This window comes from Serratia sp. CY27727, from assembly GCF_052169275.1.
In the GTDB taxonomy this organism is placed as follows: domain Bacteria; phylum Pseudomonadota; class Gammaproteobacteria; order Enterobacterales; family Enterobacteriaceae; genus Serratia; species Serratia sarumanii.
This window is the reverse complement of record NZ_JBJNLB010000003.1, coordinates 579,699-605,460: the sequence shown is the minus strand read 5'-3', so window position 1 is coordinate 605,460 and position 25,762 is coordinate 579,699. Positions and strand designations below refer to the sequence as shown.

At 57.8% G+C, this 25,762-nt stretch carries 29 protein-coding genes and 1 tRNA gene; 19 read left to right on the top strand and 11 right to left on the bottom strand.

Annotated features, from left to right (window positions below):
- Positions 1-48 precede the first annotated feature (48 nt).
- Positions 49-804 carry a winged helix-turn-helix domain-containing protein gene (locus tag ACJ8HB_RS12525; protein ID WP_047569693.1) on the bottom strand — a complete coding sequence of 252 codons (756 nt, stop codon included), beginning with the start codon at positions 802-804 and terminating at the stop codon, positions 49-51.
- Between the two features lie 412 nt (positions 805-1,216).
- Between ACJ8HB_RS12525 and ACJ8HB_RS12520 the strand changes: the two genes are divergently transcribed.
- The 10 genes from ACJ8HB_RS12520 to ACJ8HB_RS12475 all read left to right on the top strand — a co-directional run bounded on the left by ACJ8HB_RS12520 (position 1,217) and on the right by ACJ8HB_RS12475 (position 9,650).
- A complete protein-coding gene (locus tag ACJ8HB_RS12520; protein ID WP_047569691.1) occupies positions 1,217-1,765 on the top strand; it encodes a fimbrial protein in 549 nt (182 codons plus the stop codon).
- Between the two features lie 91 nt (positions 1,766-1,856).
- Positions 1,857-2,399: a fimbrial protein gene (locus ACJ8HB_RS12515; RefSeq protein WP_052133469.1), complete on the top strand. Its 543-nt coding sequence runs from the start codon at positions 1,857-1,859 to the stop codon at positions 2,397-2,399.
- 46 nt (positions 2,400-2,445) lie between these two features.
- Positions 2,446-4,989 (top strand): outer membrane usher protein, encoded by a 2,544-nt coding sequence (locus ACJ8HB_RS12510; protein WP_047569689.1) that lies wholly within the window; start codon positions 2,446-2,448, stop codon positions 4,987-4,989.
- Positions 4,990-5,003: 14 nt separating this feature from the next.
- A complete protein-coding gene (locus ACJ8HB_RS12505; protein WP_094859885.1) occupies positions 5,004-5,759 on the top strand; it encodes a fimbria/pilus periplasmic chaperone in 756 nt (251 codons plus the stop codon).
- A gap of 36 nt (positions 5,760-5,795) precedes the next feature.
- A complete protein-coding gene (locus ACJ8HB_RS12500; RefSeq protein WP_080298845.1) occupies positions 5,796-6,452 on the top strand; it encodes a fimbrial protein in 657 nt (218 codons plus the stop codon).
- 15 nt (positions 6,453-6,467) lie between these two features.
- The gene (locus ACJ8HB_RS12495; RefSeq protein WP_060422748.1) at positions 6,468-6,983 is read left to right on the top strand and encodes a fimbrial protein; all 516 of its coding nucleotides are present in this window, start codon (positions 6,468-6,470) and stop codon (positions 6,981-6,983) included.
- Positions 6,980-7,471 (top strand): fimbrial protein, encoded by a 492-nt coding sequence (locus tag ACJ8HB_RS12490; protein ID WP_047569686.1) that lies wholly within the window; start codon positions 6,980-6,982, stop codon positions 7,469-7,471. Before ACJ8HB_RS12495 ends, ACJ8HB_RS12490 begins: the two co-directional genes overlap by 4 nt.
- 82 nt (positions 7,472-7,553) lie before the next feature.
- Positions 7,554-8,369, top strand: coding sequence for an MrpH family fimbial adhesin (locus tag ACJ8HB_RS12485; protein ID WP_141240914.1), 816 nt, complete (start codon positions 7,554-7,556; stop codon positions 8,367-8,369).
- Between the two features lie 42 nt (positions 8,370-8,411).
- On the top strand, positions 8,412-8,954 hold the full coding sequence (locus ACJ8HB_RS12480) for a fimbrial protein (protein WP_052133467.1): 543 nt from the start codon (positions 8,412-8,414) through the stop codon (positions 8,952-8,954).
- A gap of 150 nt (positions 8,955-9,104) precedes the next feature.
- Positions 9,105-9,650 carry a helix-turn-helix transcriptional regulator gene (locus ACJ8HB_RS12475; protein ID WP_047569681.1) on the top strand — a complete coding sequence of 182 codons (546 nt, stop codon included), beginning with the start codon at positions 9,105-9,107 and terminating at the stop codon, positions 9,648-9,650.
- Positions 9,651-10,439: 789 nt separating this feature from the next.
- Here the strand turns inward: ACJ8HB_RS12475 and ACJ8HB_RS12470 are convergent.
- The 6 genes from ACJ8HB_RS12470 to aspA all read right to left on the bottom strand — a co-directional run bounded on the left by ACJ8HB_RS12470 (position 10,440) and on the right by aspA (position 16,288).
- Positions 10,440-10,515, bottom strand: a tRNA-Phe gene (locus ACJ8HB_RS12470).
- A gap of 160 nt (positions 10,516-10,675) precedes the next feature.
- A complete protein-coding gene (dicD, locus tag ACJ8HB_RS12465) occupies positions 10,676-11,251 on the bottom strand; it encodes a division control transcriptional repressor DicD (protein WP_033636761.1) in 576 nt (191 codons plus the stop codon).
- A gap of 39 nt (positions 11,252-11,290) precedes the next feature.
- Complete coding sequence (locus tag ACJ8HB_RS12460; RefSeq protein WP_047569679.1) at positions 11,291-13,015, bottom strand: protein-disulfide reductase DsbD; 1,725 nt, start codon at positions 13,013-13,015, stop codon at positions 11,291-11,293.
- Complete coding sequence (gene cutA, locus ACJ8HB_RS12455; RefSeq protein ID WP_004929657.1) at positions 12,991-13,314, bottom strand: divalent cation tolerance protein CutA; 324 nt, start codon at positions 13,312-13,314, stop codon at positions 12,991-12,993. Before cutA ends, ACJ8HB_RS12460 begins: the two co-directional genes overlap by 25 nt.
- 110 nt (positions 13,315-13,424) lie before the next feature.
- Positions 13,425-14,726 carry an anaerobic C4-dicarboxylate transporter gene (locus ACJ8HB_RS12450; RefSeq protein WP_041037552.1) on the bottom strand — a complete coding sequence of 434 codons (1,302 nt, stop codon included), beginning with the start codon at positions 14,724-14,726 and terminating at the stop codon, positions 13,425-13,427.
- 125 nt (positions 14,727-14,851) lie between these two features.
- Positions 14,852-16,288 (bottom strand): aspartate ammonia-lyase, encoded by a 1,437-nt coding sequence (gene aspA, locus ACJ8HB_RS12445; protein WP_047569676.1) that lies wholly within the window; start codon positions 16,286-16,288, stop codon positions 14,852-14,854.
- 369 nt (positions 16,289-16,657) lie between these two features.
- On the opposite strand from aspA, the gene ACJ8HB_RS12440 reads away from it, so the two are divergent.
- The 5 genes from ACJ8HB_RS12440 to ACJ8HB_RS12420 all read left to right on the top strand — a co-directional run bounded on the left by ACJ8HB_RS12440 (position 16,658) and on the right by ACJ8HB_RS12420 (position 21,688).
- Positions 16,658-17,146 (top strand): FxsA family protein, encoded by a 489-nt coding sequence (locus ACJ8HB_RS12440; protein WP_033654883.1) that lies wholly within the window; start codon positions 16,658-16,660, stop codon positions 17,144-17,146.
- Between the two features lie 189 nt (positions 17,147-17,335).
- Positions 17,336-17,629 (top strand): co-chaperone GroES, encoded by a 294-nt coding sequence (locus ACJ8HB_RS12435; protein WP_004929661.1) that lies wholly within the window; start codon positions 17,336-17,338, stop codon positions 17,627-17,629.
- A 44-nt stretch (positions 17,630-17,673) separates the two neighbouring features.
- On the top strand, positions 17,674-19,320 hold the full coding sequence (groL, locus tag ACJ8HB_RS12430) for a chaperonin GroEL (RefSeq protein WP_004929662.1): 1,647 nt from the start codon (positions 17,674-17,676) through the stop codon (positions 19,318-19,320).
- 225 nt (positions 19,321-19,545) lie between these two features.
- Complete coding sequence (locus tag ACJ8HB_RS12425; RefSeq protein WP_047569674.1) at positions 19,546-21,165, top strand: methyl-accepting chemotaxis protein; 1,620 nt, start codon at positions 19,546-19,548, stop codon at positions 21,163-21,165.
- A gap of 178 nt (positions 21,166-21,343) precedes the next feature.
- Entirely contained in the window at positions 21,344-21,688 is a 345-nt protein-coding gene (locus ACJ8HB_RS12420) for a DUF4156 domain-containing protein (RefSeq protein ID WP_025305007.1), read from the top strand.
- 82 nt (positions 21,689-21,770) lie between these two features.
- Here ACJ8HB_RS12420 and epmB read toward each other — a convergent pair whose 3' ends face one another.
- The gene (gene epmB / locus ACJ8HB_RS12415; protein ID WP_033636765.1) at positions 21,771-22,799 is read right to left on the bottom strand and encodes an EF-P beta-lysylation protein EpmB; all 1,029 of its coding nucleotides are present in this window, start codon (positions 22,797-22,799) and stop codon (positions 21,771-21,773) included.
- A 42-nt stretch (positions 22,800-22,841) separates the two neighbouring features.
- Here epmB and efp point away from each other — a divergent pair, with 42 nt between their 5' ends.
- The 4 genes from efp to sugE all read left to right on the top strand — a co-directional run bounded on the left by efp (position 22,842) and on the right by sugE (position 24,373).
- Positions 22,842-23,408 (top strand): elongation factor P, encoded by a 567-nt coding sequence (gene efp, locus ACJ8HB_RS12410; protein WP_004929666.1) that lies wholly within the window; start codon positions 22,842-22,844, stop codon positions 23,406-23,408.
- A gap of 70 nt (positions 23,409-23,478) precedes the next feature.
- Entirely contained in the window at positions 23,479-23,610 is a 132-nt protein-coding gene (locus ACJ8HB_RS12405; RefSeq protein ID WP_019453400.1) for an entericidin A/B family lipoprotein, read from the top strand.
- A gap of 121 nt (positions 23,611-23,731) precedes the next feature.
- Positions 23,732-23,863, top strand: coding sequence for an entericidin A/B family lipoprotein (locus ACJ8HB_RS12400; RefSeq protein WP_033636766.1), 132 nt, complete (start codon positions 23,732-23,734; stop codon positions 23,861-23,863).
- Between the two features lie 192 nt (positions 23,864-24,055).
- Entirely contained in the window at positions 24,056-24,373 is a 318-nt protein-coding gene (gene sugE, locus ACJ8HB_RS12395) for a quaternary ammonium compound efflux SMR transporter SugE (protein WP_004929669.1), read from the top strand.
- Here sugE and blc read toward each other — a convergent pair.
- The 3 genes from blc to frdC form a co-directional block, all read right to left on the bottom strand.
- Entirely contained in the window at positions 24,367-24,900 is a 534-nt protein-coding gene (gene blc / locus ACJ8HB_RS12390) for an outer membrane lipoprotein Blc (protein ID WP_047569671.1), read from the bottom strand. The genes sugE and blc overlap by 7 nt on opposite strands.
- Positions 24,901-24,984: 84 nt before the next feature.
- Entirely contained in the window at positions 24,985-25,344 is a 360-nt protein-coding gene (gene frdD / locus ACJ8HB_RS12385; RefSeq protein ID WP_033636768.1) for a fumarate reductase subunit FrdD, read from the bottom strand.
- Between the two features lie 12 nt (positions 25,345-25,356).
- Entirely contained in the window at positions 25,357-25,749 is a 393-nt protein-coding gene (gene frdC, locus ACJ8HB_RS12380; RefSeq protein ID WP_047569669.1) for a fumarate reductase subunit FrdC, read from the bottom strand.
- Between the last annotated feature and the right edge of the window lie 13 nt (positions 25,750-25,762).

Sequence of the window (25,762 nt, the reverse complement as noted above, 5' to 3'; positions counted from 1 at the left end):
TTGCCGGGGGAGGTGGTTTGGTGACCCTGGAGCGATAATTCGTAAAATTCAAGGCTGCTTGTTATCGATATAATTGTTGATGCAAGGGCTGTTACCCGCTCGGGGACAGTACGTCACCCATTGTTCATTGTTTTCCGCCCCCTCATTACGGATATTATCGTAGTAATAAACGTCGGCGCGCATTTGGCAACTGAAACCGGCACTTTGCATCACCTGTTTGATTTTACTTAAATCACCACTGCCTAACGTCATGCTGTAGATTTGGCAATTCTCGTAACTCCCCAGCGGATAAACATTAATGCGCGTGCTATTTTGATACAGCACGACGGCGGCGAAAGGCACCAGACAGGCCGCCATGATCATAATTAATCTTTGCAACGATCGTCTTATGCCCTGGAGCTTATTTCTCGGTGGCGGAATAGTGCTTTCCTCTACTGTTTTATTGCGGTATTCATTATGATCTTCTTTATTTATATTTGTCTCGTGAATGTTAATAGCGTTGAATTTAAATCCCTGGCGGGGATAAGTCACGATGATTTCTTCTATGCCGCATTGCGCCAAAGACTTACGCAAGCCAGAGACATAATTATTAAGATTGTTATTCGAGGCCTTCAGGCCATGTTCGACCCAAACCTCATTGAGCAATCTCTCGCGCAGCAACAGCTTGTTATTATTGCGAATAAATAACGATAACAATCTGGCGCTGGGTTTAAGTAAAGCTATTTTATTACTGGCGTTATCGATATGCACCAGTGTGCCGTCCTCCTCGTTGTAAAGGACGATGTCATTTATGATGAAAATCATTTCTCTTTTCCGCCAACTTTCCTGTCGAGAGATTATTCTGATGTCTGCATGTCTTTTTTTCAATCCTCTCGACTGGTTGTAAATAGGATTTTTCTCTCTATTATTATAATAGAGGTGAGATATTTATTTGTTTACAAGTTTTTTAAAATAAATATCGATAATTAAAAGCTATTTTTAATTAAAAAAATCTATCTAATGTATATTTATTAGGTTTTAAAACTGTGTTTTTGTACTTTTTAGACATAACATTTCATTTTATGGGTAAGGGATGTAAATTTGTTCCCACTGATACGGGGCGCCAAACGCAGCGTATTAGCCACCGAGGCAACGCATAGAAAATACTGCCACATTGCCCCGGTGACTTATGGACTTAATTTACTCCACTGCTTACTAAGGAATGTAAGGGATTTATATGAAACTGAATAAAATCATGCTGGCTGCCGTTATGGCATTTGGTGTTTCTACTGTGGCAAACGCCGCTGTTAAAGACCAGGGCCACGGTAAAGTGACCTTCAGCGGTTCCATCATTGATGCACCTTGCTCGATCGCCCCTGAGTCTCTGGATCAGACCGTCGAACTGGGCGCTATTTCCAACGTGGCGCTGAAAAGCGGCGGTAAATCCACCCCGCGCAACTTCCAGATCAAACTGGAAAACTGTGAGCTGACCTCCAAGGATCCAGGCAAGAACAACACCGTAGCGTTGACCTTCAGTGGCTCCGCTTCAGACGTTGATGCCAAACTGCTGGGCATTACCGGTACTGCTAAAGGTGCAGGCATTGCCATCACCGACGGCGCCGGCGCTACCATCGAGCTGGGGAAACCATCTAAAGCGCGTGAACTGCAGAACGGCGCCAACACCCTGAGCTTCGCCGCTTACCTGCAGGGCGCAGCCGCGTCGACTGCCACAATCGTCCCGGGTGAATTCCAGTCCGTTGCCGACTTTACCCTGGCTTACCAGTAAGTCGTTACCCGACGAAATACGTGTGATTATCGGGCATGCGGGGTAACCCGCATGCCATTTACAGGGAATCGTTATTTCACGGGAAAATTAAATGAATTGTCGAATAAGAAAAACAAGGGCGCTTTGCCTATTGTTGGTGTCGTTTTGTTTTGTTTCGCAGGCTATTTCTGCTTCGCAAGGCGAAGGGCGCGTCAATATGCAAGGCGCTATTGTCGATACCGCTTGCGCCATCGCCACGGAAAGCCGGGAACAAATTATCGACATGAAAAATACGGCGTTGGTGGACATTACACGCGGCGGGCATGGCAAAAGCGTTCCATTCAGCATTGAGCTGGTTAACTGCACGCTTGAACGCGCCGATAAAAAACAGCCGGACTGGAAACAGTTTCAAATTACCTTTGACGGCCATGCTGATGGCGAGGCATTCGGTATCCACGGCGATATCTCTGGCGTGGCGTTAAGAATTACCGATGCCAATGGGAATATTGCCCGGCCGGGCAGGCCATTACCTCCAATGGAGATTATTCCCGGAAATTACCAGCTGAATTTTACCCTGATGCTAATTGAGAATAATCAGCCGCTTAAAGCAGGGAGTTATTTTTCTTCGGTGCGTTTCAAAATGGATTATTACTGAGACGACCGCTACCCACAGGGAATCTGATAAATAAAAGGTCTGGAACATGATGTTTTTGCCTGCAGGGAAGCCATTTCGTTTTCATATTCTGAGCGTCAGTGTGGCGCTGGCGTTGGGGTTCGCCGGCGGAATGCCTGCGGCGCAGGCGGAAGAGATCCAGTTCAACACCGACGTGCTGGACGTGAACGACCGCAAAAATATCGATCTCAGCCAGTTTGCGCGCGGTGGCTTCATTATGCCCGGCAGCTACAGCATGGTGGTACGCCTAAACAAGAGCGATCTGCCGGAGCAGCCGGTGCCGTTTTACGCGCCGGATGACGATCCGAACGGCAGCCGCGCCTGCCTGGCACCGGTGTTGGTGGAGCAGCTCGGCCTTAGGGATGAGATGCGCGACAAACTGCGCTGGTGGCATCAGGGCGAGTGTCTAGACGAAGCCAGCCTGCCAGGCATGGAGGCGCGTGGCGATCTGGCGACGTCGGCGTTGTACCTCAGCATCCCGCAGGCCTATCTGGACTATGTGTCGGAGGACTGGGATCCGCCGGCACGTTGGGACGAGGGAATACCGGGCGTACTGCTGGATTACAATCTCAACGCCCAAACCCAGCGCCAGCTGCAATATGGTGGGCAAAGCTACGGCCTGAGCGGCAACGGCACCGCAGGTGCCAACCTCGGTGCCTGGCGGCTGCGCGCCGACTGGCAGGCGAACGTGCACCACCAGACCGGCTCCGGGCAACCGACGGAGAAGCGGTTGGACTGGAGCCGCTACTATGCTTATCGGGCGCTGCCGGCGCTGCGCTCGAAGCTTACCGTCGGCGAGGATTATCTCGATTCCGGCCTGTTCGACAGCTTCCGCTTTGGCGGGATGAGCCTGCGCTCCGACGACACCATGCTGCCGCCCAACCTGCGCGGCTACGCGCCGGAGGTGGTGGGGGTGGCGAAGAGCAACGCCAAAGTGACCATCAGCCAGCAGGGGCGGGTGCTGTATGAGACCCAGGTACCGGCGGGGCCGTTCCGCATTCAGGATCTGAACGACGCGGTGTCCGGCGATTTGGACGTGAAGGTGGAAGAGCAGGACGGCAGCGTGCAGGCGTTCAAAATGAGCACCGCCAGCATCCCGTACCTGACGCGCCCCGGTTCGCTACGCTACAAGCTGGCGGCGGGTAAACCGTCCGATTTCGACCACCGATATCGCGGGCCGTTGTTCGGCACCGGCGAGTTTTCCTGGGGGGTGAGCAACGGCTGGTCGTTGTACGGCGGCGCATTGCTGGGCGGCGATTATAACGCGCTGGCGTTGGGTATCGGCCGCGATCTGATGCTGCTGGGGGCGCTGTCGTTCGACGTCACCCAGTCGCGCGCCACACTGCCGTACGACGGAGAAACGCTGAGCGGCGGCTCGTACCGCCTCAGCTATTCGAAGACCTTCGACGAGCTGGACAGCCAGGTGACTTTTGCCGGCTACCGCTTCTCGGAGCAGAACTTTATGAGCATGAGCGAGTTTCTCGATGCTCGCGAGTACGGCCGGCGGTTCGGCAACAGCAAGGAGATGTACACCATCACCTACAACCAGCAGCTGCGTGACCTGGGGTTGAGCGCCTATCTCAACTACAGCCACCAGACCTACTGGGACCGGCCGGCCAATGATCGTTACAGCCTGACGCTGTCGCGCTATTTCGATCTGGGCAGCATGAAAAACTTGAGCCTGTCGCTGTCGGCGTACCGCAACCGCTATAACGAGCGCAATGACGACGGCGCCTATCTGTCGCTGTCGGTGCCGTGGGGCAACGGCGCCACGTTGAGCTACAACACCACGGTCAACCGTGACGACAACAGTCACCGGGTGGGCTATTACGACCGCCTCGACGAGCGCAGCAACTATCAGTTCAGCGCCGGCGGTTCGCGCAGCGGCGCCAGCCTGAGCGGTTATTACACCCGTGACGGCGATCTGGCGCGCATGACCGCCAACGCCAGCTACCAGCAAGACCGGTACGGCGCGGTCGGCCTCTCGGCGCAGGGCGGTATGACGCTGACCGCCGAAGGCGGTGCGCTGCACCGCAGCAGTATGGCGGGGGGCACCCGCCTGTTACTGGATACCGAGGGGGTGGCCGGGGTGCCGGTGCGCGGCTACGGCAGCGCAGTGGCCACCAATCGCTGGGGCAAGGCGGTGGTGACGGATGTCAACAGCTACTACCGCAACAAGGCCAGTATCGATCTGGACAAGCTGGGGGACAACGCCGAGGCCACGAAGTCGGTGGTGCAGGCAACGCTGACCGAGGGCGCCATCGGCTACCGCAAGTTCGCGGTGATCGCCGGGGAGAAGGCGATGGCGGTGATCAAGCTGGCGGACGGCAGCGAACCGCCGTTCGGCGCCACGGTGTTGAACGCCCGCAAACAGGAGACCGGCATCGTCAACGACGGCGGCAGCGTCTACCTCAGCGGCATCAACGCCGGCGAGCGTATGACGGTGCATTGGGGAGGCGCGGCGCAGTGCGAAGTGCAGATGCCGACGCCGCTGCCGCCGGAGATGCTGATGAATACTTTACTGCTGCCGTGCCGGGCGCTGAGCGCGGGCGACGGCGACAACGAACACTGAATTTAGGAGTTTTGATGATGAACAACCGTAACGTTATCGGCCTGCTGGCCACCACAGCTCTGCTGGCCGGGGCGCTGGCCCCTGCTGCGAATGCTGCCATCGCGCTGGATCGCACCCGGGTGATCTTCGACGGCAGCGTGCAGTCGGTGAGCCTGAGCGTCAGCAACCAGAACAAGCAACTGCCGTACCTGGCGCAGGGCTGGCTGGAGGATGAGCAGGGCAACAAGATCCAGAGCCCGCTGACGGTATTGCCGCCGGTGCAGCGCATCGAGCCGGGCAAGCCGAGCCAGGTGAAGATCCAGGCTTTGCCGGCGGCGAAGATGCTGCCGCAGGACAGGGAAACGCTGTACTACTTCAACCTGCGGGAGATCCCGCCGAAGAGCAACAAGCCGAACTCGCTGCAGATTGCGCTGCAGACGCGCATCAAGCTGTTCTATCGCCCGGCGGCGATCGCCCCAGAGCGCAACGCGGCACCGTGGCAGGAGCAGCTGACGCTGACCAAACAGGGGGACAAATACATCGTCAATAACCCGACGCCGTACTACGTCACTATCGTTGATGCCGCGACGCGCAAAGGCGTGGAAGGCGCCAAAGGGTTCGAGCCGTTTATGGTGCCGCCGAAGGGGCAGATACCGTTGACGGTGAGCGCCTTCAGCGTAGGCGGTAGCCCGGTGTTGACCTACATCAACGACTACGGCGGCCGGCCGCAGTTGAGCTTTAACTGCAGCGGCAGCGCCTGCACGGTGACGCCGGAGAAGAAAGCGTCTTAATGCAATACACAGCGCTGGGTGCCTGAGGAGGAAAAAATGGCAATGAAAAACGTCAAAGCGCGTGAGTGGGCTTATGCATTGAGTGAACTGCGCTATTACGCCGCCTTGGGGGGGCTGGTGCTGATGGCGCCGCTTAGTCTGACGGCGCTGCTGTGGCTGCTGCCGGCGGCCAACGCCGTTGACAACTGGGATGTGGATGGCGCCAACGGCGTGCTGTATATCAGCGGGGCGCTGACCGAGAGCGCTTGCCGGCTAGAGATGGACAGCGCGCGGCAGGATATCAGCCTGGGCGAGGTAGCGACCGGTAAGTTGGCTGTTATGGGCGCGCGCGGCACGCCGGTGGCGTTCGAGCTGCGGCTGCACGACTGCCTGCGCGGCCCGGCGGTGAGCCGGGATGAACGCACCGGGGCGCGACTCTGGGCGCATGACCAGCCGGCGATGCGGGTGGCTTTTAATGCCCCGGCCGACGCCGATAATGCGCAGCTTGTAAAGGCTCAGGGCGTCAGCGGTATGGGGCTGCGCCTGCTGGATGCGCATGGCCGCGACGTACGGCTGGGCAGCCGCGGCGCGCCGTTGTGGCTAACGCCGGGCAGCAACGTACTGAGTTATAGCGTTATGCCTGAGCGCACCGTGGCGTCGCTGAGGGCCGGCACGTATCGGGCGGTGGTGGATTTTGCTCTGAGTTACGACTGAAGGGAGGAATAAGGCATGTGCGCAACGCGGCAATCGTTACCGAAAAGAACAGGATGTAACGGGAAATGGGCGCTGCTGGCCGTTGCCCTGGCATCCATTCCGGCGGCAGGGCTGACGGCGACCGCACCGATCGTCATCTCTGGCTCGATCAACGCCAGACCCCAGTGCGTGGTCAACGACAATCAAACGATACGCGTGGCGTTCGGCAACGATTTGATCACCACCAAAGTGAACGGTGTGAACTACCTGCGCACCATTGATTACACGCTGGAGTGTAAAAACGCCGGTCAAAGCGTGATGAAGATGAAGGTGATGGGCGCGACGGCTGCCTTCAACAACAGCGCGATCCAGACGAGTAAGGCCAATTTGGCCATTTCGCTGCGCGCCAACGGTAATCCGTTGCCGATCGGTTCCTGGCTGGCCTTCACTTATCCCAATAAGCCGGTATTGCAAGCGGTGCCGGTCAGCGGTGGCACATTGGCCACCGGCGGGTTTAGCGCGGCGGCGACGTTGATGGTGGAATATCTATGAAGCGCAAATTTGGCCTTTTGGTCTGTGTAGTGGCCCTGTGGATCCAGCAGGGCAACGCGTTGGCGGGTGAGGCGGCGATGGCGTTCAGCGGCACGTTGAATGCCCCACCACCTTGTGTGATCAACAACGGCCAGCGCATCGACGTCGATTTTGGCGAACAGCTTGGTATTAGCCAGATCGACGGGCAACGTTACCTGCAAAACGTCAACTATCGCATCGACTGCGAGCCTGGCGGCAGCGGGCAAACGCTGGGGTTAACGCTGGTGGCCGCCGCCAGCGGGTTTGACGCCGCCGCTGTGCCGACCAATGTGCCGGAGTTGGCCATCCGGCTGCTGCTGGCGGGCAATCCGTTTGTGCTGAACAAACGTGTGGCTATCGATTCCGCTAATCCCCCGAGGCTGCAGGCTGTGCCGGTCAAACGGCCGGGGGGCGCCCTTAAACCTCAGGCATTCAGCGCCCAGGCTACGTTATTAGCAGACTATCAGTAGGCAGTAGGAGAGTTGAGTCTCTATGTTGATAACTTAGTATTCATATCATTTGAAAGATATTAAGTTCCGAATAGGATTTATCATGAATTATAAATTTTGGGGTTTTTTATTTTGTTTTTTTCTAGTTGGTGGGGGGTATTCGGCTTCTACGTATGCCAAGCTAAATATGCTGATTGACTGGCAGTACGATGAAAGTAATGAATTGATGAACTTTACGATAAGGCAAGCTTATTATTTTGGTGATGATTATAGAATGACGTGCAGCATAATGTCACCTTGTACCATTGCAATGACCTACTCTGCAAATTTGGGTTATCCGTGGAAGTATAAAATCAAAGTGTATGGGGTTTCATTGCCGATGAGTGATATTGTCTATAGCCTTAATAAAGATCTTCCTGTTTCTGGGAGTATGCCGGTTGTTAATGCAAGTAATATTTGCTACATGGTCGCTATGTTAAGAGGCGATAATAGCGAGAGGGGATATTATTTGGGTTCCACTTGTGATGGTAGCATTAATCCGCCGGAACCCCCAAAACCACAGGTCTCATGTTACATGGACGGCAACATTTATTTGCGTCATGGCTCAATTACCGATAGTGAAGTGGCCGGCAATCGAGCCGAGAGCACTGCCTATGTTTACTGCACTGGGGACGCCAAAGTGAAGGTGCGAGCCCTGAGCAGCGTTGGCAGCGACAGCTATATGGTGAATCTGCGTGCCGACGGCAGCCTGAAATCTTTGCTGAGCGTGAATGGTACCGCCGGTAATGGCGGGATAACGCTGGAAGTACCGGGAACGAGGGGGGCTGCTGTAACGTTCTCTTCGCTGTTGATTCCATCGGGAACGCCGACGCCGGGGGATTTTTCCGGTTCAGCGGTGGCGGTGATCGACATTATGTAATGCCGGTCGGTAACGGCAAACGAGAACGGTAAGGAGAAAGCAATGTTAGGGATAACCAGAGCGGCACATTGGTGGTCTATCTGCATGGGGCTGCTGTTGGCGGGCGCGAGCGGTAGCGCATTGGCGGCCGACAATATGTATTTTCATGGTGCATTGGTGGCGGAACCTTGCACGCTGCGGCCGGGCGATGAGGACATCCGTCTGGACTTCGGTTCGGTGATCGATAAGTACCTGTATACCTATGGACGCACACCGGGGAAGGCGTTCAATCTGGTGCTGCAGGATTGCGATCTCAGCCTGGGGAAAACGGTGAAGGTCACCTTTACCGGTGCTGAAAGCGCCGCGTTGCCGGGGTTGTTGTTGCCGGATGGCGGCAGCCCTCTCGGCATTGCGCTGGGCATCGAGACGATGGCGGGCTCGCCGGTGGCGCTGAATAAGCCCAGCCAAGGATATGCGCTGGCCAACGGCAGCAACAGTCTGCAACTGCAGGTGTATATCCAGGGTGAGCCGGCGGCGATCGCACAGAAAAGCATCGGTCTCGGTGTTTTTTCTTCCGTTGCTACTTTCGCTTTGGAGTATGAATAGAGCGATTTATTTAGTCACGAGCAGTATCTTTTTCTTACGCAACGATATCACTAATGAAACTGCGGGCTTTAATGACGGTTCTGGTTATTCGTAATCAGATTTTTGGTTTTTTTTATTAATCAGCTTAATTTATTTCATCAGGAGGTAGTAATGAACTCCGTCAACATTATTATAGATGACGAAAACCGCTATTTCTCCGCGGGTTTGCGCCACAGCATTACGGAATATGCGCAGGTCAACAAGAAGTCGGTGTGTTTTTTAACGCCGGGGAGTTTGGTACGCCCCGATATCGTGCTGACTTCAGTACGGCGCCGGGCCCAGCGCTGGCGCCGGATGAGATACGGGGCGTCGGCGGCACCGGTTGTTACGATTAAGGAACGGCCGGTTAAACTCGTTGATGAAGTACACCGCGTGCTCTACCGCTCAGACGATCAGCGCCGTCTTTTTGAGTTGCTGACTGAAACCTTGTCCGGCGTTCAATATCCAGTGAATGAACGCCGCGCGTTGACCGCGCGTGAGCGACAGGTGATGGGCTATATGCGGCTCGGGTTTGATCAGTCGCAGGTGGCCAAAATTATGGGCGTGAGCGTTAAAACGGTGCATAGCCATAAGCGTTCTGTCATGGGAAAGTTAATGCTCTGTCGTAATCATGAGTTGCTGTATTGGCTTTTGTCGCATGAAGGAGAATTATCTTAACCTCAACGAGGGATTTTCTATTTCCTGTGTTTTGTTAAATTATGGTGGGTAAAGTCTAGCGTATCGAGGCATTAATTAATAAATACTGCTGATATTTTTTTAAAGTTTATTAGTTGAACGTAATTAATTACGCTCAGGCGCCCCCATGCCTCAGGCACGCGCCGGTAAAATAAATCGGTGAATCAAGGGAGTTTAGTTATCTCTGTTGTCTCGCCGGTTTTTGTTGTGAGAGGCGGGGAGTTTTTTGCCAATGCGTGTTACCCAACGAGCAGGGATGGCCCTGCTTTTTTTCGTCCTTTGTCGACCAGGGCTGTTAATTTAACACTATTGATAACTTAGGGAAATAATACCACGCTGATACCGATAGAGGGGCGCCACTGTTATGTCGCGCTTCTGTGCCGGGTAGCACAGGGAGGTCATGTGGATTGGTTGTTTCTGGCAGTATTTCTTTTTTTTTTGAGTCTTTATTCATTTTTTCAGCATGCAAAGCGCATGAAGAAAAGACGGCTAACTATTCAGGAACATATGACCGGCAGGAGAGTCTGGCGGTGGTGGGACTAGGTTTGCTCTGTCAGGTGATACTCAGCTCAGAATAATGAAACCCGCCTTTTGGGCGGGTTCTCTAAATAGGGCGACCGGACTCGGACAACCGGCGCTGGCGCCGCGTTGAACAGCGCTTCAGCGCTGGCCCGCAGGGTGAGGCCTTTGGCCGAATAATCGAACGCAGTTCGATGGAGAGTCCTGGCCCTGAAAAGCAAAAACCCGCCTTTTGGGCGGGTTCTTTAAATATGGTGCCCGGACTCGGAATCGAACCAAGGACACGGGGATTTTCAATCCCCTGCTCTACCGACTGAGCTATCCGGGCAACGGGCAGCATTAAACCGTATTGGCCGATGGCCGTCAACGGCTTTATGCATGAAAGGCGTTAAAACGCGTCCGGTTGCTGGCTTTTCAGGCAAAGGGCGCAAAAATTGCGCCTGTTCAGGCTATCTCCTTGGGCTGGCGGCGCCGCAAGCGCGGCTCGCCTAGCTTAGCGCCCCGTTGCGGCGGCACTGCGCCACCTGCAAGATGTCTTCCGCCAGCCGTTTGGCGACCGATACGTCCTGGAGCTGGCGTTTTACCAGCAGTTTGCTCAGGCAGCCTTCCTGAATCAATTCCATTTGCTGCGCCACCATGTCGGCGTCGTCGGCGTCCATTTCGCGCAGCAGTTCGCGGGTCAGCTCCAGCGAGGTCAGCTTTTGCTGCTCCGCCAGTTGGTGGATCGGATGATCCGTTTCCGGGAAGAAGCTGCAGGCGGCGATAAACAGGCAGCCGGGATAGCGGTCGTGCTGCACGTATTCCGCCAGCACGTCATAGCGCGCCAGCAGTTTTTGCTGCGGGCTCAGGTTTTCATCCAGCAGCAGCTGGCGGCGCCAGGTGTCGATCTGTTGGCCGTGGTAGCGCAGGCAGTCGTACAGCAGCGCTTCGCGATCCGGCCAGAACCGTTTGAGATCGCCAGGCTGAACGTCGAGTTTTTCCGCCAGCATCTCTAATGTGGCGGTCGCCAGGCCCTGTTGTTCCAACAGGCCCAGCGCGGTATCAAGGACGTGTTCACGTTGCACTTGTGCTTCCTCCCATTCGCTTCCGATCTTCAGTGTCAGTTATCGCATCACTTTCTGCAAATGCGCGTTGAAGGCTTCTGCCTTCATAAAACCGGTGACCCGCTGGGCCGTCAGCTCCTGGCCCGCCGGATCGAAGAACAGGATCGTGGGTAACCCCAGTACCTGCAAATGCTTCAGCAGCGCCGCCTGTTCCGCGCCGTTGGCGGTGACGTCCGCCTGCAGCAGCACCGCGTTGGCCAGGCTCGCCTGCACCGCCGCATCGCTGAAGGTGTATTTCTCGAACTCTTTACAGGCCACGCACCAGTCGGCGTACAGATCCAGCATCACCGGCTTGCCGTGCGCCTGTTGCAGCGCCAGATCGAGCTGCTCGACGTTGTTGATGCGGGCAAAGGCCAGGTGTTGTTGAGCAGCCTGCTGTGTCTGGCCGGCGCCGAAGGCCCAATCCTGCAGCGGCCGCGCGGCGATCACCGCCGCCGCCAACAGCAGCAGCTGCAGGGCGCGCGCCCAGCCGCGCGCGCTTCTCAGGCTCAGAGCGAAGGCCCAGCCGAAGAACGCCAGGCCGAGCAGGCTCCACAGGCGCAGGCCCCACAGATCGCCGATCACCCGCTCCAGCAGGAACACCGGCAGCGCCAGGATGACGAAGCCGAAGGCCTCTTTCACGTACTGCATCCACGGGCCGCTGCGCGGCAGCAGGCGGTTGCCGAACAGGGTGACGATCACCAGCGGAATGCCCATCCCCAGCGCGTACAGGTACAGCGTGCCGCCGCCGGCCCACAGGTTACCGCTCTGGGCGATATACAGCAGGATGGCGCTGAGCGGCGCGGTGGTGCAGGGCGAGCAAATCAACCCGGCCAGGGCGCCCATCAGGAACACGCCGGTCAGCGAGCCGCCGCGCTGGGTGTTGCTCCAGTTCGCCAGCCGGGTTTGCAGCGCCGAGGGCAGCTGCAGGGAATAGAGGCCGAACATCGACAGCGCCAGCGCGATAAACAGCACCGACAGGCCGATCAGCACGTAAGGGTGCTGCAGCGCCGCCTGGAACTGCAGGCCGGCGGCGGCCACCACCAGCCCCAGCAGGGTGTAGGTGAGCGCCATGCCCTGCACGTAAACCACCGCCAGCGCCAGAATGCGGCCGCTGCTTTGCGGCCGGTCGCGGCCGAGGATGATGCCGGAGATCAGCGGGTACATCGGCAGCACGCACGGGGTGAAGGCGATGCCGATGCCGATCAGCAATGCCCACAGCGGCGAGAACGGCAGGCTGGCCGGCGTAGTGGGCTGTTCGGTTGGCGCAGGGGCAGCCGCCGGGAGCGGGGCGACATCGCTGGCACTGACCGCGTCCAGCGGGATGATGCGGGTTTCCGGCGGATAGCAGAAGCCTGCCTCGGCGCAGCCCTGATAGGTGACGCTGAGGCTGGCGTTGGCCGCCGCCTGTTGCAGCGGCACCTGCAGATTCAGCTGCTGTTTGAAAATCGCCACTTCGCCGAAGAACTCGTCCTTGTGGCTTAACCCTTCGGGCAGGGTAAAGGCGCCGAGCGTCGCCTGCTGCGGCACCAGTTTGATCTGCTGGCGATACAGGTAGTAGCCGGGGCGGATCTGCCAGTTCAGCGTCACCTGGCTGCCTTGCTGTTTGAAATCGAAGGCGAAGGCCTGATCGACAGGCACGAACTGGCTGCCGCCCTTCGGCGCGAACAGCGAAGCCTGCGCTGCCTGCGGCAGAAAGAACAGGCTGCACAGCAGCAAAATCAGTTTAAGGAAGCGTTGATCCATAACAGGTAGTCTTTATCTCCGGCCATCACCGGCAGCACCAGCAGCTCGGGCGTCTGGTAAGGGTGATGTTGTTTCAGGGTGTCGAGCAGGGCCTGCTGACGGCGGCGATCGCTTTTGAACAGCATCTGCACTTCGTATTCCTGTTCCAGTTTCCCTTCCCAGTAATACAGCGAGGTGGCGCCGGGCAGCAGCGTGGCGCAGGCCGCCAGCTTATCGCCCAGGACCCGCGCCGCCAGTTCCTGGGCGCTGGCTTCATCGGGTGCGGTACAGAGTATGACGACAGCTTCGCAATCAGACATCTTCAGCCCTCTCATCGGTTCGAATGGGCAACTATACCCTGAAGGCGGATTGGCTAGAAGGCGAGTTTATCGCCAGAAGGAAAACCGGGGCCGCAGCCCCGGTCGAAGCGTTACAGCATGATGCTGCCGAGCAGGAAGCCGAATACCACGGCGAAAATCACGCCCATGGTGCCGGGAATGAAGAACGGGTGGTTGAACACGAAGCGGCCGATGCGCGTGGTGCCGGTATCGTCCATCTGCACCGCGGCGACCAGCGTCGGGTAGGTCGGCAGGATGAACAGGCCGGAGACGGCGGCGAAGGAGGCGACGGCGGTCAGCGGCGACACGTTCAGCGCCAGCGCCATCGGCATCAGCGCCTTGGCGGTAGCGGCCTGCGAGTACAGCAGCGCCGAGCAGAAGAAGAAGATCACCGCCAGCAGCCACGGGTGCGCCTGAATGACGCTGCCGGCCGTCTCTTTGATCCAGTCGATGTTGGCCTGCACGAAGGTATCGCCCAGCCAGGCGACGCCGAGGATACAGATACAGGCGCTCATGCCGGCCTTGAAGGTGCTGGAGTTCAGCACCATGTCGGTGTCGACGCGGCACAGCAGGGTGGTCAGCGTGGCGACGCTCAGCATGATGATCAGGATGGCGTTGGTGGTGTTCATCAGCGGCTTGGCCACCAGGCCAAGACCCGGGCTGTTGATGATGGCGTAAGCCACTACGCACAGCACGCCCAGCAGGAACAGCAGCACCGAGGCTTTGGCGCGCGGTTTGATCTCCAGCGCGTTGTTGCCGCGCAGGGTGATCAGGCCTTCTTCCAGGCGTTTCAGGTACACCGGGTCGTTAGACAGCTTGGAGTCGAACAGCCAAGTCACCAGCAGCGACATCACCAGCACGGCGCAGAAGGTGGACGGGATCACCACCATCAGCAGGTGCAGGTAGCTGACGCCGTGGCCTTCCATCACCGAAGACATATACACCACCGCGGCGGAGATCGGTGAGGCGGTGATGGCGATCTGGGCGGACACCACGGCGGTCGACAGCGGCCGGCAAGGCTTGATGCCCTGTTCTTTCGCCACTTCGGCGATCACCGGCAGCGCCGAGAGCGAGATGTTGCCGGTGCCGGCGAAGATGGTCAGGAAGTAGGTGACGATAGGGGCGAGAATGGTGATGTGCTTGGGGTTCTTGCGCAGCAGCTTTTCGGTCTGCTGCACCAGGTAATCCATCCCCCCGGCGACCTGCATGGCGGAGATCGCCGCGATCACCGCCATGATGATGGAAATCACGTCGAAGGGAATGCTGCCCGGCTTGACGCCGATCAGCGCCAGAACCAGAACGCCCAATCCCCCCGCGAACCCGATACCGATACCGCCCAACCTGGCCCCTAAAAAGATGGCCAGCAGAACGATAACCAATTCTACGGCTAGCATAGTGTTTACTCCTTAAAATGAGAGAAATTGAAAATCAAACGTTAAAATTTTGTGGGCGCCTAAAAGTAAAAAGGCACGCTATCCAGAGGATTTAGCGTGCCTTTCAGGGCTACCGGGTAGGTCTGTTATTGTTCATTTTCATCCGTATAGCGTTTGGCTTTATAGGCCGGGTGCATCAGGTTCTCCACGGAGAAGATGTCATCCAGCTCGGCTTCGGTCAGCAGGCCGCGTTCCAGCACCACTTCACGCACGCTCTTGCCGGTTTCGGCGCAGATCTTCCCGACGATGTCACCGTTATGGTGGCCGATGAACGGGTTCAGATAGGTGACGATACCGATCGAGTTGAAGACGTAGTGTTCGCAGACTTCTTTATTCGCGGTGATGCCGTTAATGCATTTTTCCAGCAGGTTGTAGCAGGCGTTGGTCAGGATGTGGATCGACTCGAACATCGCCTGGCCGATCACCGGCTCCATCACGTTCAGCTGCAGCTGGCCCGCTTCGGCCGCCATGGTAACGCAAGTGTCGTTGCCAATCACCTTGAAACACACCTGATTGACCACTTCCGGCACGACCGGGTTCACTTTGGCCGGCATGATGGACGACCCCGCCTGCAGCTCAGGCAGGTTGATTTCGTTCAGGCCGGCGCGCGGGCCGGAGGAGAGCAGGCGCAGGTCGTTGCAGATTTTGGACAGTTTCACCGCCAGGCGTTTGAGCGCGCTGTGCACCATCACGTAGGCGCCGCAGTCGGAGGTGGCCTCGATCAGGTCTTCCGCCGGCACCACCGGCAGGCCGCTGACTTCCGCCAGTTTTTGCACCGCCAGCGGCTGGTAGCCTTCCGGGGTGTTGAGCGCGGTGCCGATGGCGGTGGCGCCCAGGTTCACTTCCAGCAGCAGCTCCGCGGTGCGGTGCAGGCTGCGGGTCTCTTCGTTCAGCAGCACGCTGAAGGCGTGGAACTCCTGGCCGAGGGTCATCGGTACCGCGTCCTGCAGCTGGGTGCGGCCCATTTTCAGGATGGTTTCGAACTCTTTCGCCTTGCGGTCGAAGCCTTCGCGCAGCTGGTTGATGGCGTCGATCAGCTTCTGGTTGGAGGCGTACACCGCGATGCGGAACCCGGTCGGGTAGGCGTCGTTGGTGGACTGGCACTTATTGAGGTGATCGTTCGGGTTCAGGTACTGGTATTCGCCTTTTTGGTGGCCCATCAGCTCCAGGCCGATGTTCGCCAGCACTTCGTTGGTGTTCATGTTCAGCGAGGTGCCTGCGCCGCCCTGGAACACGTCCACCGGGAACTGATCCATGCACTTGCCTTTATCCAGTACCTCGTCGCAGGCCTGGATGATCACGTCGGCGATTTTGCGCGGGATGGTTTTGAGTTCTTTGTTGGCCATCGCCGCGGCCTTTTTCACCATCACCATGCCGCGAACGAACTCGGGGACATCGCTGATTTTGCTGTTGCTGATGTAGAAGTTTTCAATCGCACGCAGAGTGTGGACTCCGTAGTAAGCGTCTGCGGGGACTTCACGTGTTCCTAACAGGTCTTCTTCGATACGAATGTTGTTTGACATGAGAACCTTCTCTATGTGTTGCTGCCGAATTAATAATGTGTCAGGTCAAGGCTAATAAGGGCACAGCCTAAATTAATGTTGCCGAAGGCTTGGGGCGTGAAACGATTAACCAAATCGCCCGTTGCTGCCCAGATCATATGCTGGTTGGTAAGAAATGACTGAATCCAGATCACCTTATGGTGTTTAAGGATATGCCCTTTTCCGGTTCTGTGACTTCTTTCACGTTTGTGAACTTTAGCAATAAAAACCGGCTCTCGGTTGAAATGGTGGGGTGATGCCCTCATTGTAATGGTGTCGGCCGTTTACGGCCTCTTTTTTCGCGCCGTCGCTCCGTGGCGGCCGCGCTTTACCTACCGATAGGAGAACCAGGTGCGCTGGTTACCGCTACTGCTGATATTTCTGCTGGCTTACATAGAAATATCCATCTTTATCAAAGTCGCCGCCGTGCTCGGCGTGGCTGTCACCCTGCTGCTGGTGGTGTTCAGCTCCTGCGTCGGCATTTCGCTGGTGCGCAATCAGGGCATGAAAACCTTCGTGCAGATGCAGCAAAAACTGGCGGCCGGCGAAAGCCCGGCGGCGGAAATGGTGAAAAGCGTTTCGCTGGTGCTGGCGGGCTTCCTGCTGCTGATCCCGGGCTTCTTCACCGACTTCCTCGGCCTGCTGCTGCTGCTGCCGCCGGTGCAAAAATCGTTGACGCTGAAGCTGATGCCGCATCTGTCGGTTTATCGCCCCGGCGGTTGGACGGGCGGTGACGCCGCTAACGGCAACACTTTCGACGGCGAATTCCAGCGCAAGGACGACGAACGCTCGGTGCTGGAACACCGCCCGGACGAGGAGCGTAAGCCTCACGATCGTTAAGCAAACGCGGCTCAGGCCGCGTTTTTTCTCTCTGTAGCACCCGCGCGGCCAAAAATGCGAAATTTTTTTCGTTAGCCCCCTTGAAGGGGGCTGGAACGCCCCCATCTCAAATGCCACGAGGCCGGTAATAACAACCATCCGGTGTACAACCCTAAATCTGATAGAGACCTTCTTACAGGAGAGCGTTCAATGAGTATTCGTCCATTGCATGACCGCGTTATCGTCAAGCGCAAAGAAGTTGAATCAAAATCTGCTGGCGGCATCGTCCTGACTGGCTCTGCTGCGGGTAAATCCACTCGTGGTGAAGTGGTTGCAGTGGGTAAAGGGCGTGTGCTGGAAAACGGCAACATCCAACCGCTGGATGTGAAAGTTGGCGATATCGTGATTTTCAACGACGGCTACGGCGTGAAAGCAGAGAAGATCGACAATGAAGAAGTGTTGATCATGTCCGAAAGCGACATTCTGGCAATTGTTGAAGCGTAATTGCGCTTTATCTTCTGAACTGAACGAGTTGAAGGGAAATACCAATGGCAGCTAAAGACGTAAAATTCGGCAATGACGCTCGCGTGAAAATGCTCCGCGGCGTGAATGTTCTCGCTGATGCAGTAAAAGTGACCCTGGGTCCGAAAGGCCGCAACGTAGTGCTGGATAAATCTTTCGGCGCACCGACCATCACCAAAGACGGCGTTTCCGTTGCGCGTGAAATCGAACTGGAAGACAAGTTCGAGAACATGGGCGCACAGATGGTGAAAGAAGTGGCCTCCAAAGCGAACGACGCGGCGGGCGACGGCACCACCACTGCAACCGTACTGGCTCAATCCATCATCACCGAAGGCCTGAAAGCGGTTGCTGCAGGCATGAACCCGATGGATCTGAAGCGCGGCATCGACAAAGCGGTTGTCGCTGCGGTTGAAGAACTGAAGAAACTGTCCGTACCTTGCTCTGATTCCAAAGCTATCGCTCAGGTAGGCACCATCTCCGCCAACTCCGACGAAACCGTGGGTAAACTGATCGCGGAAGCGATGGAGAAAGTGGGCAAAGAAGGCGTTATCACCGTTGAAGAAGGCACCGGCCTGCAAGACGAGCTGGACGTGGTTGAAGGTATGCAGTTCGACCGCGGTTACCTGTCCCCATACTTCATCAACAAGCCGGAAACCGGTTCTGTTGAGCTGGAAAGCCCGTTCATCCTGCTGGCTGACAAAAAGATCTCCAACATCCGCGAAATGCTGCCGGTGCTGGAAGCCGTTGCCAAAGCAGGCAAACCGCTGCTGATCATCGCTGAAGACGTAGAAGGCGAAGCGCTGGCGACCCTGGTGGTCAACACCATGCGCGGCATCGTGAAAGTGGCTGCCGTTAAGGCGCCTGGCTTCGGCGACCGCCGTAAAGCCATGCTGCAGGACATCGCAACCCTGACTGCCGGTACCGTTATCTCTGAAGAGATCGGTCTGGAGCTGGAAAAAGCCACCCTGGAAGACCTGGGCCAGGCAAAACGCGTTGTGATCAACAAAGACACCACCATCATCATCGATGGCGTGGGCGACGAAGCGACCATCCAGGGCCGCGTTGCTCAGATCCGTCAGCAGATCGAAGAAGCGACCTCTGACTACGATCGTGAAAAACTGCAGGAGCGCGTAGCGAAACTGGCCGGCGGCGTTGCCGTTATCAAGGTTGGCGCAGCGACTGAAGTTGAAATGAAAGAGAAGAAAGCCCGCGTTGAAGACGCCCTGCACGCGACCCGCGCCGCAGTGGAAGAAGGCGTGGTGGCCGGCGGTGGCGTAGCGCTGATCCGCGTTGCAGGCAAAATCGCCGCGCTGAAAGGCGACAACGAAGACCAGAACGTGGGTATCAAAGTTGCGCTGCGCGCAATGGAAGCCCCTCTGCGTCAGATCGTGGTGAACGCCGGTGAAGAAGCTTCCGTTATCGCCAACCAGGTGAAAGCGGGCGAAGGCAGCTACGGCTACAACGCTTACTCCGAAGAATACGGCGACATGATCGCGATGGGTATTCTGGATCCAACCAAAGTGACCCGTTCTGCTCTGCAGTACGCGGCTTCTGTGGCTGGCCTGATGATCACCACCGAATGCATGGTCACCGACCTGCCGAAGGCTGACGCACCGGATCTGGGCGCAGCAGGCGGCATGGGCGGCATGGGCGGTATGGGCGGCATGATGTAATCATCCCCCACACGCTGGTGTGCTGAGAACCCCGGTCAAACGACCGGGGTTTTTTTTATCTTAAAAATCAATAAAAAGAATGTTTATTTAGCTTGTTATTAGTTTACTGAATGAATTATTGCATTATTTTGCTTTTGCCCTAAACCGTTGTCGTTTCGTACCGATATAGCCCCTACCGGGCGGGGAATTTTCCCTCGCCGGTGTGACTGTCAACGGAGACGACTTATGCTGAAAAATATGAAAATAGCCACCTGGCTGATGTTGATGCTGTTGCTGTTGGGCTTGATGCCCATGGGAACCGGCGCCATCGCCTTCTATTTCATGCAGCAAAACGGCAACAGCATCGGCCGGATGAGCACTTTCTCCGACGAGGAAGCGGCGCTGAACCGCAGTTGGCGTGCTTTGCTGCAAACGCAGACGCTGATCGACAACATGGCGTTCGAGCGCATGGCACAGACGGACGCCGCCGATATCCGCAAGGGCATCACTGAGGCACGTAACGAGCTGCGCAGCGCCGACGTCGCGTTCAACCTGTTCTGGGAGACGCCGGGCCTGACGGTATCGCGCCCGGATCTGGGCGAGGCGATGAAAACGGTCTACCTGGCGCAGCAGGCGGTGCTGAAGCAAGAGCTGACGCTGTTGGCCGACACGCCGCAGGCGGCGCTGATCGAGCGGCTGCACGCCATGGCCGTTGAGAAGCGCCAGGTGCGCCAGCGGCTGGATAGCCAGTTTGCTGACTACATGCGGGCCACGGTGGCCGCTCATCGTCTGGCGGTGGAGGCGGCGGTGCAGACTCAAAAAGTCTTTGCACGTCTGCTGAGTGGCACCCTGGCGGCGATCCTGCTGCTGCTGGTCGCCGTGCAACGTGATTTCCGCCGGCGCTTGATCCTGCCGCTGCGCCAGATTGCCGAACACTTGCAAAAGGTTGGGCGCGGCGATCTGCGCAGCGAGATCGCGGTACGCAACAGCAATGAGATCGGCATGCTGTTCGCCAGCCTGCGGACGATGCAGCAGGAGCTGAGCGCCACCGTGCAGCAGGTGCGTGACGGCGTGGAGTCGATCAATCACGGTACGCACGAGATCGCCGTCGGCAACGCCGATCTTTCCAGCCGCACGGAAGAACAGGCCAGCGCGCTGACGGAAACCGCCGCCAGCATGGAACAGATCACCGCTACGGTGCGGCAAAACGCCGATAACGCCAGCCAGGCCGCCGGCATGGTCAATCAGACCGCCGGCATTGCCCGCAACGGCGAAACGCTGATGGCCAACGCGGTCGACAAGATGCGGGCTATCAACGACAGCGCGCGTCAGGTGGGGGATATCACCAGCGTGATCGACGGCATCGCCTTCCAGACCAATATTCTGGCGCTGAACGCCGCCGTGGAGGCCGCGCGGGCCGGAGAACAAGGCAGGGGTTTTGCGGTGGTGGCCGGCGAGGTGCGCAATCTGGCGCAACGCTGCGCGACCTCGGCCAAAGAGATCAGCAGCCTGGTCGACGGCGTGACCGGCGATATCGCCGCCGGCGTGCGCCTGGTCGAGCAGGCGGGCGAGACGATGAATGCCATCGTTGGCTCGGTGAACCAGGTGACGTCGCTGATGGATAACATCTCCTATGCGTCGGAAGAGCAAAGCAAGGGCGTTGAGCAGGTCGGGGTGGCGGTGACCCAGATGGATCAGGTGACGCAGCAGAACGCCGCGCTGGTGGAGGAGGTGGCGACCACCGCCGTCGGCGTGGAGGAGCAGGCGGCCCTGCTGGCGCAGGCGGTGGCGGTATTCCAACTGGCGGAGGGGGAAACGCGCCAGGACGAAGCGCAGGCATCGGCGGCCGTTGCCGGTTGGGCATAACGCCGCCGCACTGTATTTGATGATATTTTTGCCGCCGGGGGCGATTTAGCTGGTAAACTGTTAAGTCATCAGCTGTCGCTCAAGACGTTGGCCCGCTCGCGTGGCAACGGATGCTTAAGAGATGGCATCGCTTTCTGATAAGCTTTTGCGTAATTCTCAACATCGAATGGGGAACAAGATGCGGATTAAAGCCTTACTGGGTCTCTCGGCAGCGATGCTGCTGGCAGGTTGCAGCACCACTCATGAACTGACCGCTGCGGGTCAGCAGATCAAGTTCACCGACAGCAAGCCGGCGGCGGAATGCCAGCTGCTGGGGGAAGTGACCGGCACCCAGAGCAACTGGCTGTCCGGCAACGGCGGTGAAGGCAGCTCCATGCGCGGGGCGGCCAACGATCTGCGCAACAAGGCGGCGGCCATGGGCGGCAACGTGATCTACGGTGCCAACAGCCCGAGCCAGAACCTGCTCTCCAGCTTCGCACCGCTGGACAGCAAAATGGTCGGCCAGGTTTACAAGTGCCCGTAAGGCGCTGAGGCCGCAGCCGCAAAGAGGTAAAAAAAGAGGAATGCCACGGCATTCCTCTTTTCGTTGGGGCATTTGGCGCACGTCACTCCTGCATCAGGCGCAGATCGATCGGCGTTTTGCTCGGTTCGCCGCCCACTTCGCGCGTCAGGCGCGGCACCAGATAACCGGACACCTTGCTCAGCAGCGCCTGCATGATGGCGCGCGCTTCATCGTCGCTAACCATGAAGTGCGCCGCGCCCTGCACCTTGTCCAGCACGTGGATGTAGTAAGGCAGGATACCGGCGTCGAACAGCGCGTTGCTGAGCGCCGCCAGTGTGTCGGCATCGTCGTTGACGTCGCGCAGCAGCACGCTCTGGTTGAGCAGCGTGACGCCGGCGAGACGCAGCTGCGCCATGGCGCTCTGCAGATCGCGGTCAATTTCGTTGGCGTGGTTGATGTGCGTGACCATCAGCACCTGCAGGCGCGAGGCCGATAGCAGGCGGCACAGCGCCGGCGTGATGCGCGCCGGGATCACCACCGGCAGACGGGTGTGAATGCGCAGGCGTTTCAGGTGCGGGATGGCCTCCAGCTCGCCGACCAGCCACTCCAGCTCGCTGTCTTTGGCCATCAGCGGATCGCCGCCGGAAAAAATGATCTCGTCCAGTTCCGGGTGTTGGCGGATATAATCCAGCGCCTGCCGCCAGTTGTTCTTGTTGCCCTGATTATCCTGATAGGGGAAGTGGCGGCGGAAGCAGTAACGGCAGTTGACCGCACAGCCGCCCTTGACCAGCAGCAGCGCGCGATTGCGGTATTTGTGCAGCAGGCCCGGCACCACGCTGCGCTGCTCATCGAGCGGATCGGTGGTGAACCCTGGGGCGTTGATGAACTCCTCTCTGGCGGTCAGCACCTGGCGCAGCAGCGGGTCGTTAGCATCGCCGGGGCGCATGCGCGCAGCGAAGGCGCGCGGCACGCGCAGGGCAAACAGCCGGCGGGCATCGCGCCCCTGCGGCAGTTCCGGGTGCGTATTCAGTGACAAAAGCTGCAGTAATTCATCTGGATCGGTAATAACATCGGCGAGTTGATGCAACCAATCTTCTCTATGTGCCGTACTTTGGGTTATAATGTGTGCCATTTTTTTGGCTAAGCTACCAGTTCAAATATTCAGAGGGCCATCATGGCGACTTATTCTAGCAACGATTTCCGTCCGGGTCTTAAAATCATGTTCGAGGGCGAACCTTACGCCGTCGAAGCCAGTGAGTTCGTTAAGCCGGGCAAAGGCCAGGCGTTTGCACGCGTGAAAATGCGTCGTCTGCTGACCGGCACCCGCGTGGAAAAAACCTTCAAGTCTACCGATTCTTGCGAAGGCGCAGACGTGATGGACACCAACATGAACTACCTGTACAGCGACGGTGAGTTCTACCACTTTATGCACCCTGAGTCTTTCGAACAGCATCAGGTTGACGGTAAAACCGTCGGCGACGCGGCCAAATGGCTGCAGGATAACGCAGAGTGCATCATCACCCTGTGGGATGGCCGTCCAATCGCCGTTCAGCCGCCGAACTTCATCGAAGCGGAAATCACCGATACCGATCCTGGCCTGAAAGGCGATACCGCAGGGACTGGCGGCAAGCCGGCTACCCTGAGCACCGGCGCCGTGGTTAAAGTGCCGTTGTTCGTCCAGATCGGCGAAGTGATCAAAGTTGACACTCGCTCTGGCGAATACGTCTCTCGCGTTAAATAAGTTTCAAAGCAGAGGAACCCCCGCGGTTCCTCTGTTTTATCCCATCCCCGTTCGTTGGCAGAAAACCCGCATGTTCAAGAAAACGTTGTTGGCCGTGCTCTCCCTGTTGTTCCTTTTCTCTCTTAGCGGTTGCAATACGTTTCGCGGTTTCGGCGAAGACGTGCAGCATCTCGGCGGCGCCATTTCGCGCACGGCCAGCTGATCCCGCCCTTTAACCCGATGTATTTGCGCCACAAAGCCGGTGGCGATTCCACCCCCTGCGCCAATTTTGACTAAGCTTAGAAAGCCGTACTTTTTCATCAACGACAAATAAGGACTTTCTTATGCTGAAGAAAAGTATTATCGCGATCTTCTCTTTGATGATTTTGACCTCGTTGACCGCCTGTAATACCACCCGCGGCGTGGGTGAGGACATTCAGGCCGGCGGCAAGGCCATTCAGCGCAGCGCGGAATAATCCGTTCTCCACCCGGCGGCGTTCCGCGTGCGGAGGGCCGCCGCATTTCCTCCTCTTGCCTGAGCGTTAACGCTGCTGCTATCCTGCCGCAGTGCGGGTGAGGTTACCCGCCGTTCATCACCCCGCTGAACGGGACGACCCGTTTACGCGTCATTATATCGGGGACGACCCCAGTGGAAGGGAGGCCGTCTCATGGCCTGGATTATTCTGCTTATCGCCGGTTTGCTTGAAGTGGTTTGGGCTATCGGTCTGAAATACACCCACGGTTTTACCCGGCTGACGCCGAGCATCATCACCATCGCCGCGATGGTGGTCAGCATGTTGTTGTTGGCCAACGCCATGAAAACGCTGCCCGCCGGCACCGCCTATGCGGTGTGGACCGGCATCGGCGCGGTGGGCGCGGCCATCATGGGCATGGTGCTGTTGGGCGAGTCGACCAATATCGCGCGTATCATCAGCCTGTGCCTGATCGTGGTCGGCATCCTCGGGCTGAAGTTCAGCAGTCACTGATCGGCGGGCTGCTCCACCCAGATCAGCGCATTGGTGGCGAAACCGTAGCCTTTGGCCGTCTGCAATAAGCTGTCGCGTACGCCGGCGTCAAGCGTCGGGGTGCGCGACAGGATCCACAGATAGTCGCGGTTAGGGCCGCAAACCAGCGCGTAGCGATACTCCGGATCCAGGGCAATCACGTTATAGCCGCCATAGAAGGGGCCGAAGAACGACACTTTCAGCGCCGCGACCTGCGGTGAACCGATAAAGTAGGCTTTGCCTTCGCTTTCTTGCCATTGCTGTTTCTGCGGATTGAAGCCGCGATTGATGACTTTCAGCCCGCCGTCGGCGCGTGGGCTGTAGTGTGCGGTCACCCGCTGCAAACCGCGTTCAAAACGATGATCCAGACGCGCGATTTCGTACCAGGTGCCGAGATAGCGCTGACTGTCGAAAGGGGTCACGACCTTGACGTCTTTGGGCGGGGAGACGCTGCAAGCGACGGAGAGCAGGGCGGAAAGCATGACGCTAAGCTTTGACCATAAACGCATCGGTGACTCCTGTTTACCGGGGGCGAGTAGACAGTGTAGCCGATGAGCAAAGGGCGGCCAACGGGCGTTGGCCGCCTGAGCGGTTTACAGGGTGACGACGCCGATAACGGTGACCACGCTGAGGATCGCCGCCAGACCGTAGAATACCCATTTGCCGGCCGGTACGTGGATCTTCAGATCGTGCATCGCATGGTGGATGCGATGCAGGCCGCACCACAGCGGCAGAATGATCATCAGCAGCAGGAACAGGCGGCCGATCAGGCTCTGGCAGAACGCCAGTACGCGCTCGTAACCCAGCGCTTCACCGGGGAACAGCCCCAGCGGCAGCAGAATGCCGACCAGCAGCACGATGGCCGGCGCGACGATCGCGCTCCACATGCCGCCGGCGCCGAACAATCCCCAGAAAACCGGCTCATCGGAGCGTTTAGGTGCTTGATTTATCATGTTTCCTCCGGATTAGATCAGGGCCACGGCCAGGATGACCACGCTGACGACGATGGTGACGGCCCACAGCCCTTTCACGATGGGGCCCGGTCCCATTTTCTCGCTGTTGACCACGATATTGGCGGCCTTCGGCGCCAAATCGAACCAGGTTTTGGTGTGCAGCGCCGCCGCCAGCAGGGCGACGACGTTGATCAACAGCACCAGCGGGTTCTGCAAGAAGCCGACGAAGCCGACCCAGCTCTCGGCGCCGCCCTTCAGCGCGAACACGCCGTAGAGCAGCACGATGCTGAACCAGACCGCCAGCACCGAGGTGCCTTCGCGCAGCATGTAGAAACGGTAGAAGCCGAGCTTTTGCCACCAGGTGGGCGTCATGGTGCGCACATAGGGCTTACGTTGAGTTGTCATGGCAATTTTCTCC

What these genes read in the sequence shown, in the direction of transcription:
- ACJ8HB_RS12525 (WP_047569693.1), bottom strand. Translation starts at nt 804, where the DNA reads ATGATTTTCATCATAAATGACATCGTCCTTTACAACGAGGAGGACGGC.
- ACJ8HB_RS12520 (WP_047569691.1), top strand. Translation starts at nt 1,217, where the DNA reads ATGAAACTGAATAAAATCATGCTGGCTGCCGTTATGGCATTTGGTGTT.
- ACJ8HB_RS12515 (WP_052133469.1), top strand. Translation starts at nt 1,857, where the DNA reads ATGAATTGTCGAATAAGAAAAACAAGGGCGCTTTGCCTATTGTTGGTG.
- ACJ8HB_RS12510 (WP_047569689.1), top strand. Translation starts at nt 2,446, where the DNA reads ATGATGTTTTTGCCTGCAGGGAAGCCATTTCGTTTTCATATTCTGAGC.
- ACJ8HB_RS12505 (WP_094859885.1), top strand. Translation starts at nt 5,004, where the DNA reads ATGATGAACAACCGTAACGTTATCGGCCTGCTGGCCACCACAGCTCTG.
- ACJ8HB_RS12500 (WP_080298845.1), top strand. Translation starts at nt 5,796, where the DNA reads ATGGCAATGAAAAACGTCAAAGCGCGTGAGTGGGCTTATGCATTGAGT.
- ACJ8HB_RS12495 (WP_060422748.1), top strand. Translation starts at nt 6,468, where the DNA reads ATGTGCGCAACGCGGCAATCGTTACCGAAAAGAACAGGATGTAACGGG.
- ACJ8HB_RS12490 (WP_047569686.1), top strand. Translation starts at nt 6,980, where the DNA reads ATGAAGCGCAAATTTGGCCTTTTGGTCTGTGTAGTGGCCCTGTGGATC.
- ACJ8HB_RS12485 (WP_141240914.1), top strand. Translation starts at nt 7,554, where the DNA reads ATGAATTATAAATTTTGGGGTTTTTTATTTTGTTTTTTTCTAGTTGGT.
- ACJ8HB_RS12480 (WP_052133467.1), top strand. Translation starts at nt 8,412, where the DNA reads ATGTTAGGGATAACCAGAGCGGCACATTGGTGGTCTATCTGCATGGGG.
- ACJ8HB_RS12475 (WP_047569681.1), top strand. Translation starts at nt 9,105, where the DNA reads ATGAACTCCGTCAACATTATTATAGATGACGAAAACCGCTATTTCTCC.
- ACJ8HB_RS12460 (WP_047569679.1), bottom strand. Translation starts at nt 13,015, where the DNA reads ATGGATCAACGCTTCCTTAAACTGATTTTGCTGCTGTGCAGCCTGTTC.
- cutA (WP_004929657.1), bottom strand. Translation starts at nt 13,314, where the DNA reads ATGTCTGATTGCGAAGCTGTCGTCATACTCTGTACCGCACCCGATGAA.
- ACJ8HB_RS12450 (WP_041037552.1), bottom strand. Translation starts at nt 14,726, where the DNA reads ATGCTAGCCGTAGAATTGGTTATCGTTCTGCTGGCCATCTTTTTAGGG.
- aspA (WP_047569676.1), bottom strand. Translation starts at nt 16,288, where the DNA reads ATGTCAAACAACATTCGTATCGAAGAAGACCTGTTAGGAACACGTGAA.
- ACJ8HB_RS12435 (WP_004929661.1), top strand. Translation starts at nt 17,336, where the DNA reads ATGAGTATTCGTCCATTGCATGACCGCGTTATCGTCAAGCGCAAAGAA.
- groL (WP_004929662.1), top strand. Translation starts at nt 17,674, where the DNA reads ATGGCAGCTAAAGACGTAAAATTCGGCAATGACGCTCGCGTGAAAATG.
- ACJ8HB_RS12425 (WP_047569674.1), top strand. Translation starts at nt 19,546, where the DNA reads ATGCTGAAAAATATGAAAATAGCCACCTGGCTGATGTTGATGCTGTTG.
- ACJ8HB_RS12420 (WP_025305007.1), top strand. Translation starts at nt 21,344, where the DNA reads ATGCGGATTAAAGCCTTACTGGGTCTCTCGGCAGCGATGCTGCTGGCA.
- epmB (WP_033636765.1), bottom strand. Translation starts at nt 22,799, where the DNA reads ATGGCACACATTATAACCCAAAGTACGGCACATAGAGAAGATTGGTTG.
- efp (WP_004929666.1), top strand. Translation starts at nt 22,842, where the DNA reads ATGGCGACTTATTCTAGCAACGATTTCCGTCCGGGTCTTAAAATCATG.
- ACJ8HB_RS12405 (WP_019453400.1), top strand. Translation starts at nt 23,479, where the DNA reads ATGTTCAAGAAAACGTTGTTGGCCGTGCTCTCCCTGTTGTTCCTTTTC.
- ACJ8HB_RS12400 (WP_033636766.1), top strand. Translation starts at nt 23,732, where the DNA reads ATGCTGAAGAAAAGTATTATCGCGATCTTCTCTTTGATGATTTTGACC.
- sugE (WP_004929669.1), top strand. Translation starts at nt 24,056, where the DNA reads ATGGCCTGGATTATTCTGCTTATCGCCGGTTTGCTTGAAGTGGTTTGG.
- blc (WP_047569671.1), bottom strand. Translation starts at nt 24,900, where the DNA reads ATGCGTTTATGGTCAAAGCTTAGCGTCATGCTTTCCGCCCTGCTCTCC.
- frdD (WP_033636768.1), bottom strand. Translation starts at nt 25,344, where the DNA reads ATGATAAATCAAGCACCTAAACGCTCCGATGAGCCGGTTTTCTGGGGA.
- frdC (WP_047569669.1), bottom strand. Translation starts at nt 25,749, where the DNA reads ATGACAACTCAACGTAAGCCCTATGTGCGCACCATGACGCCCACCTGG.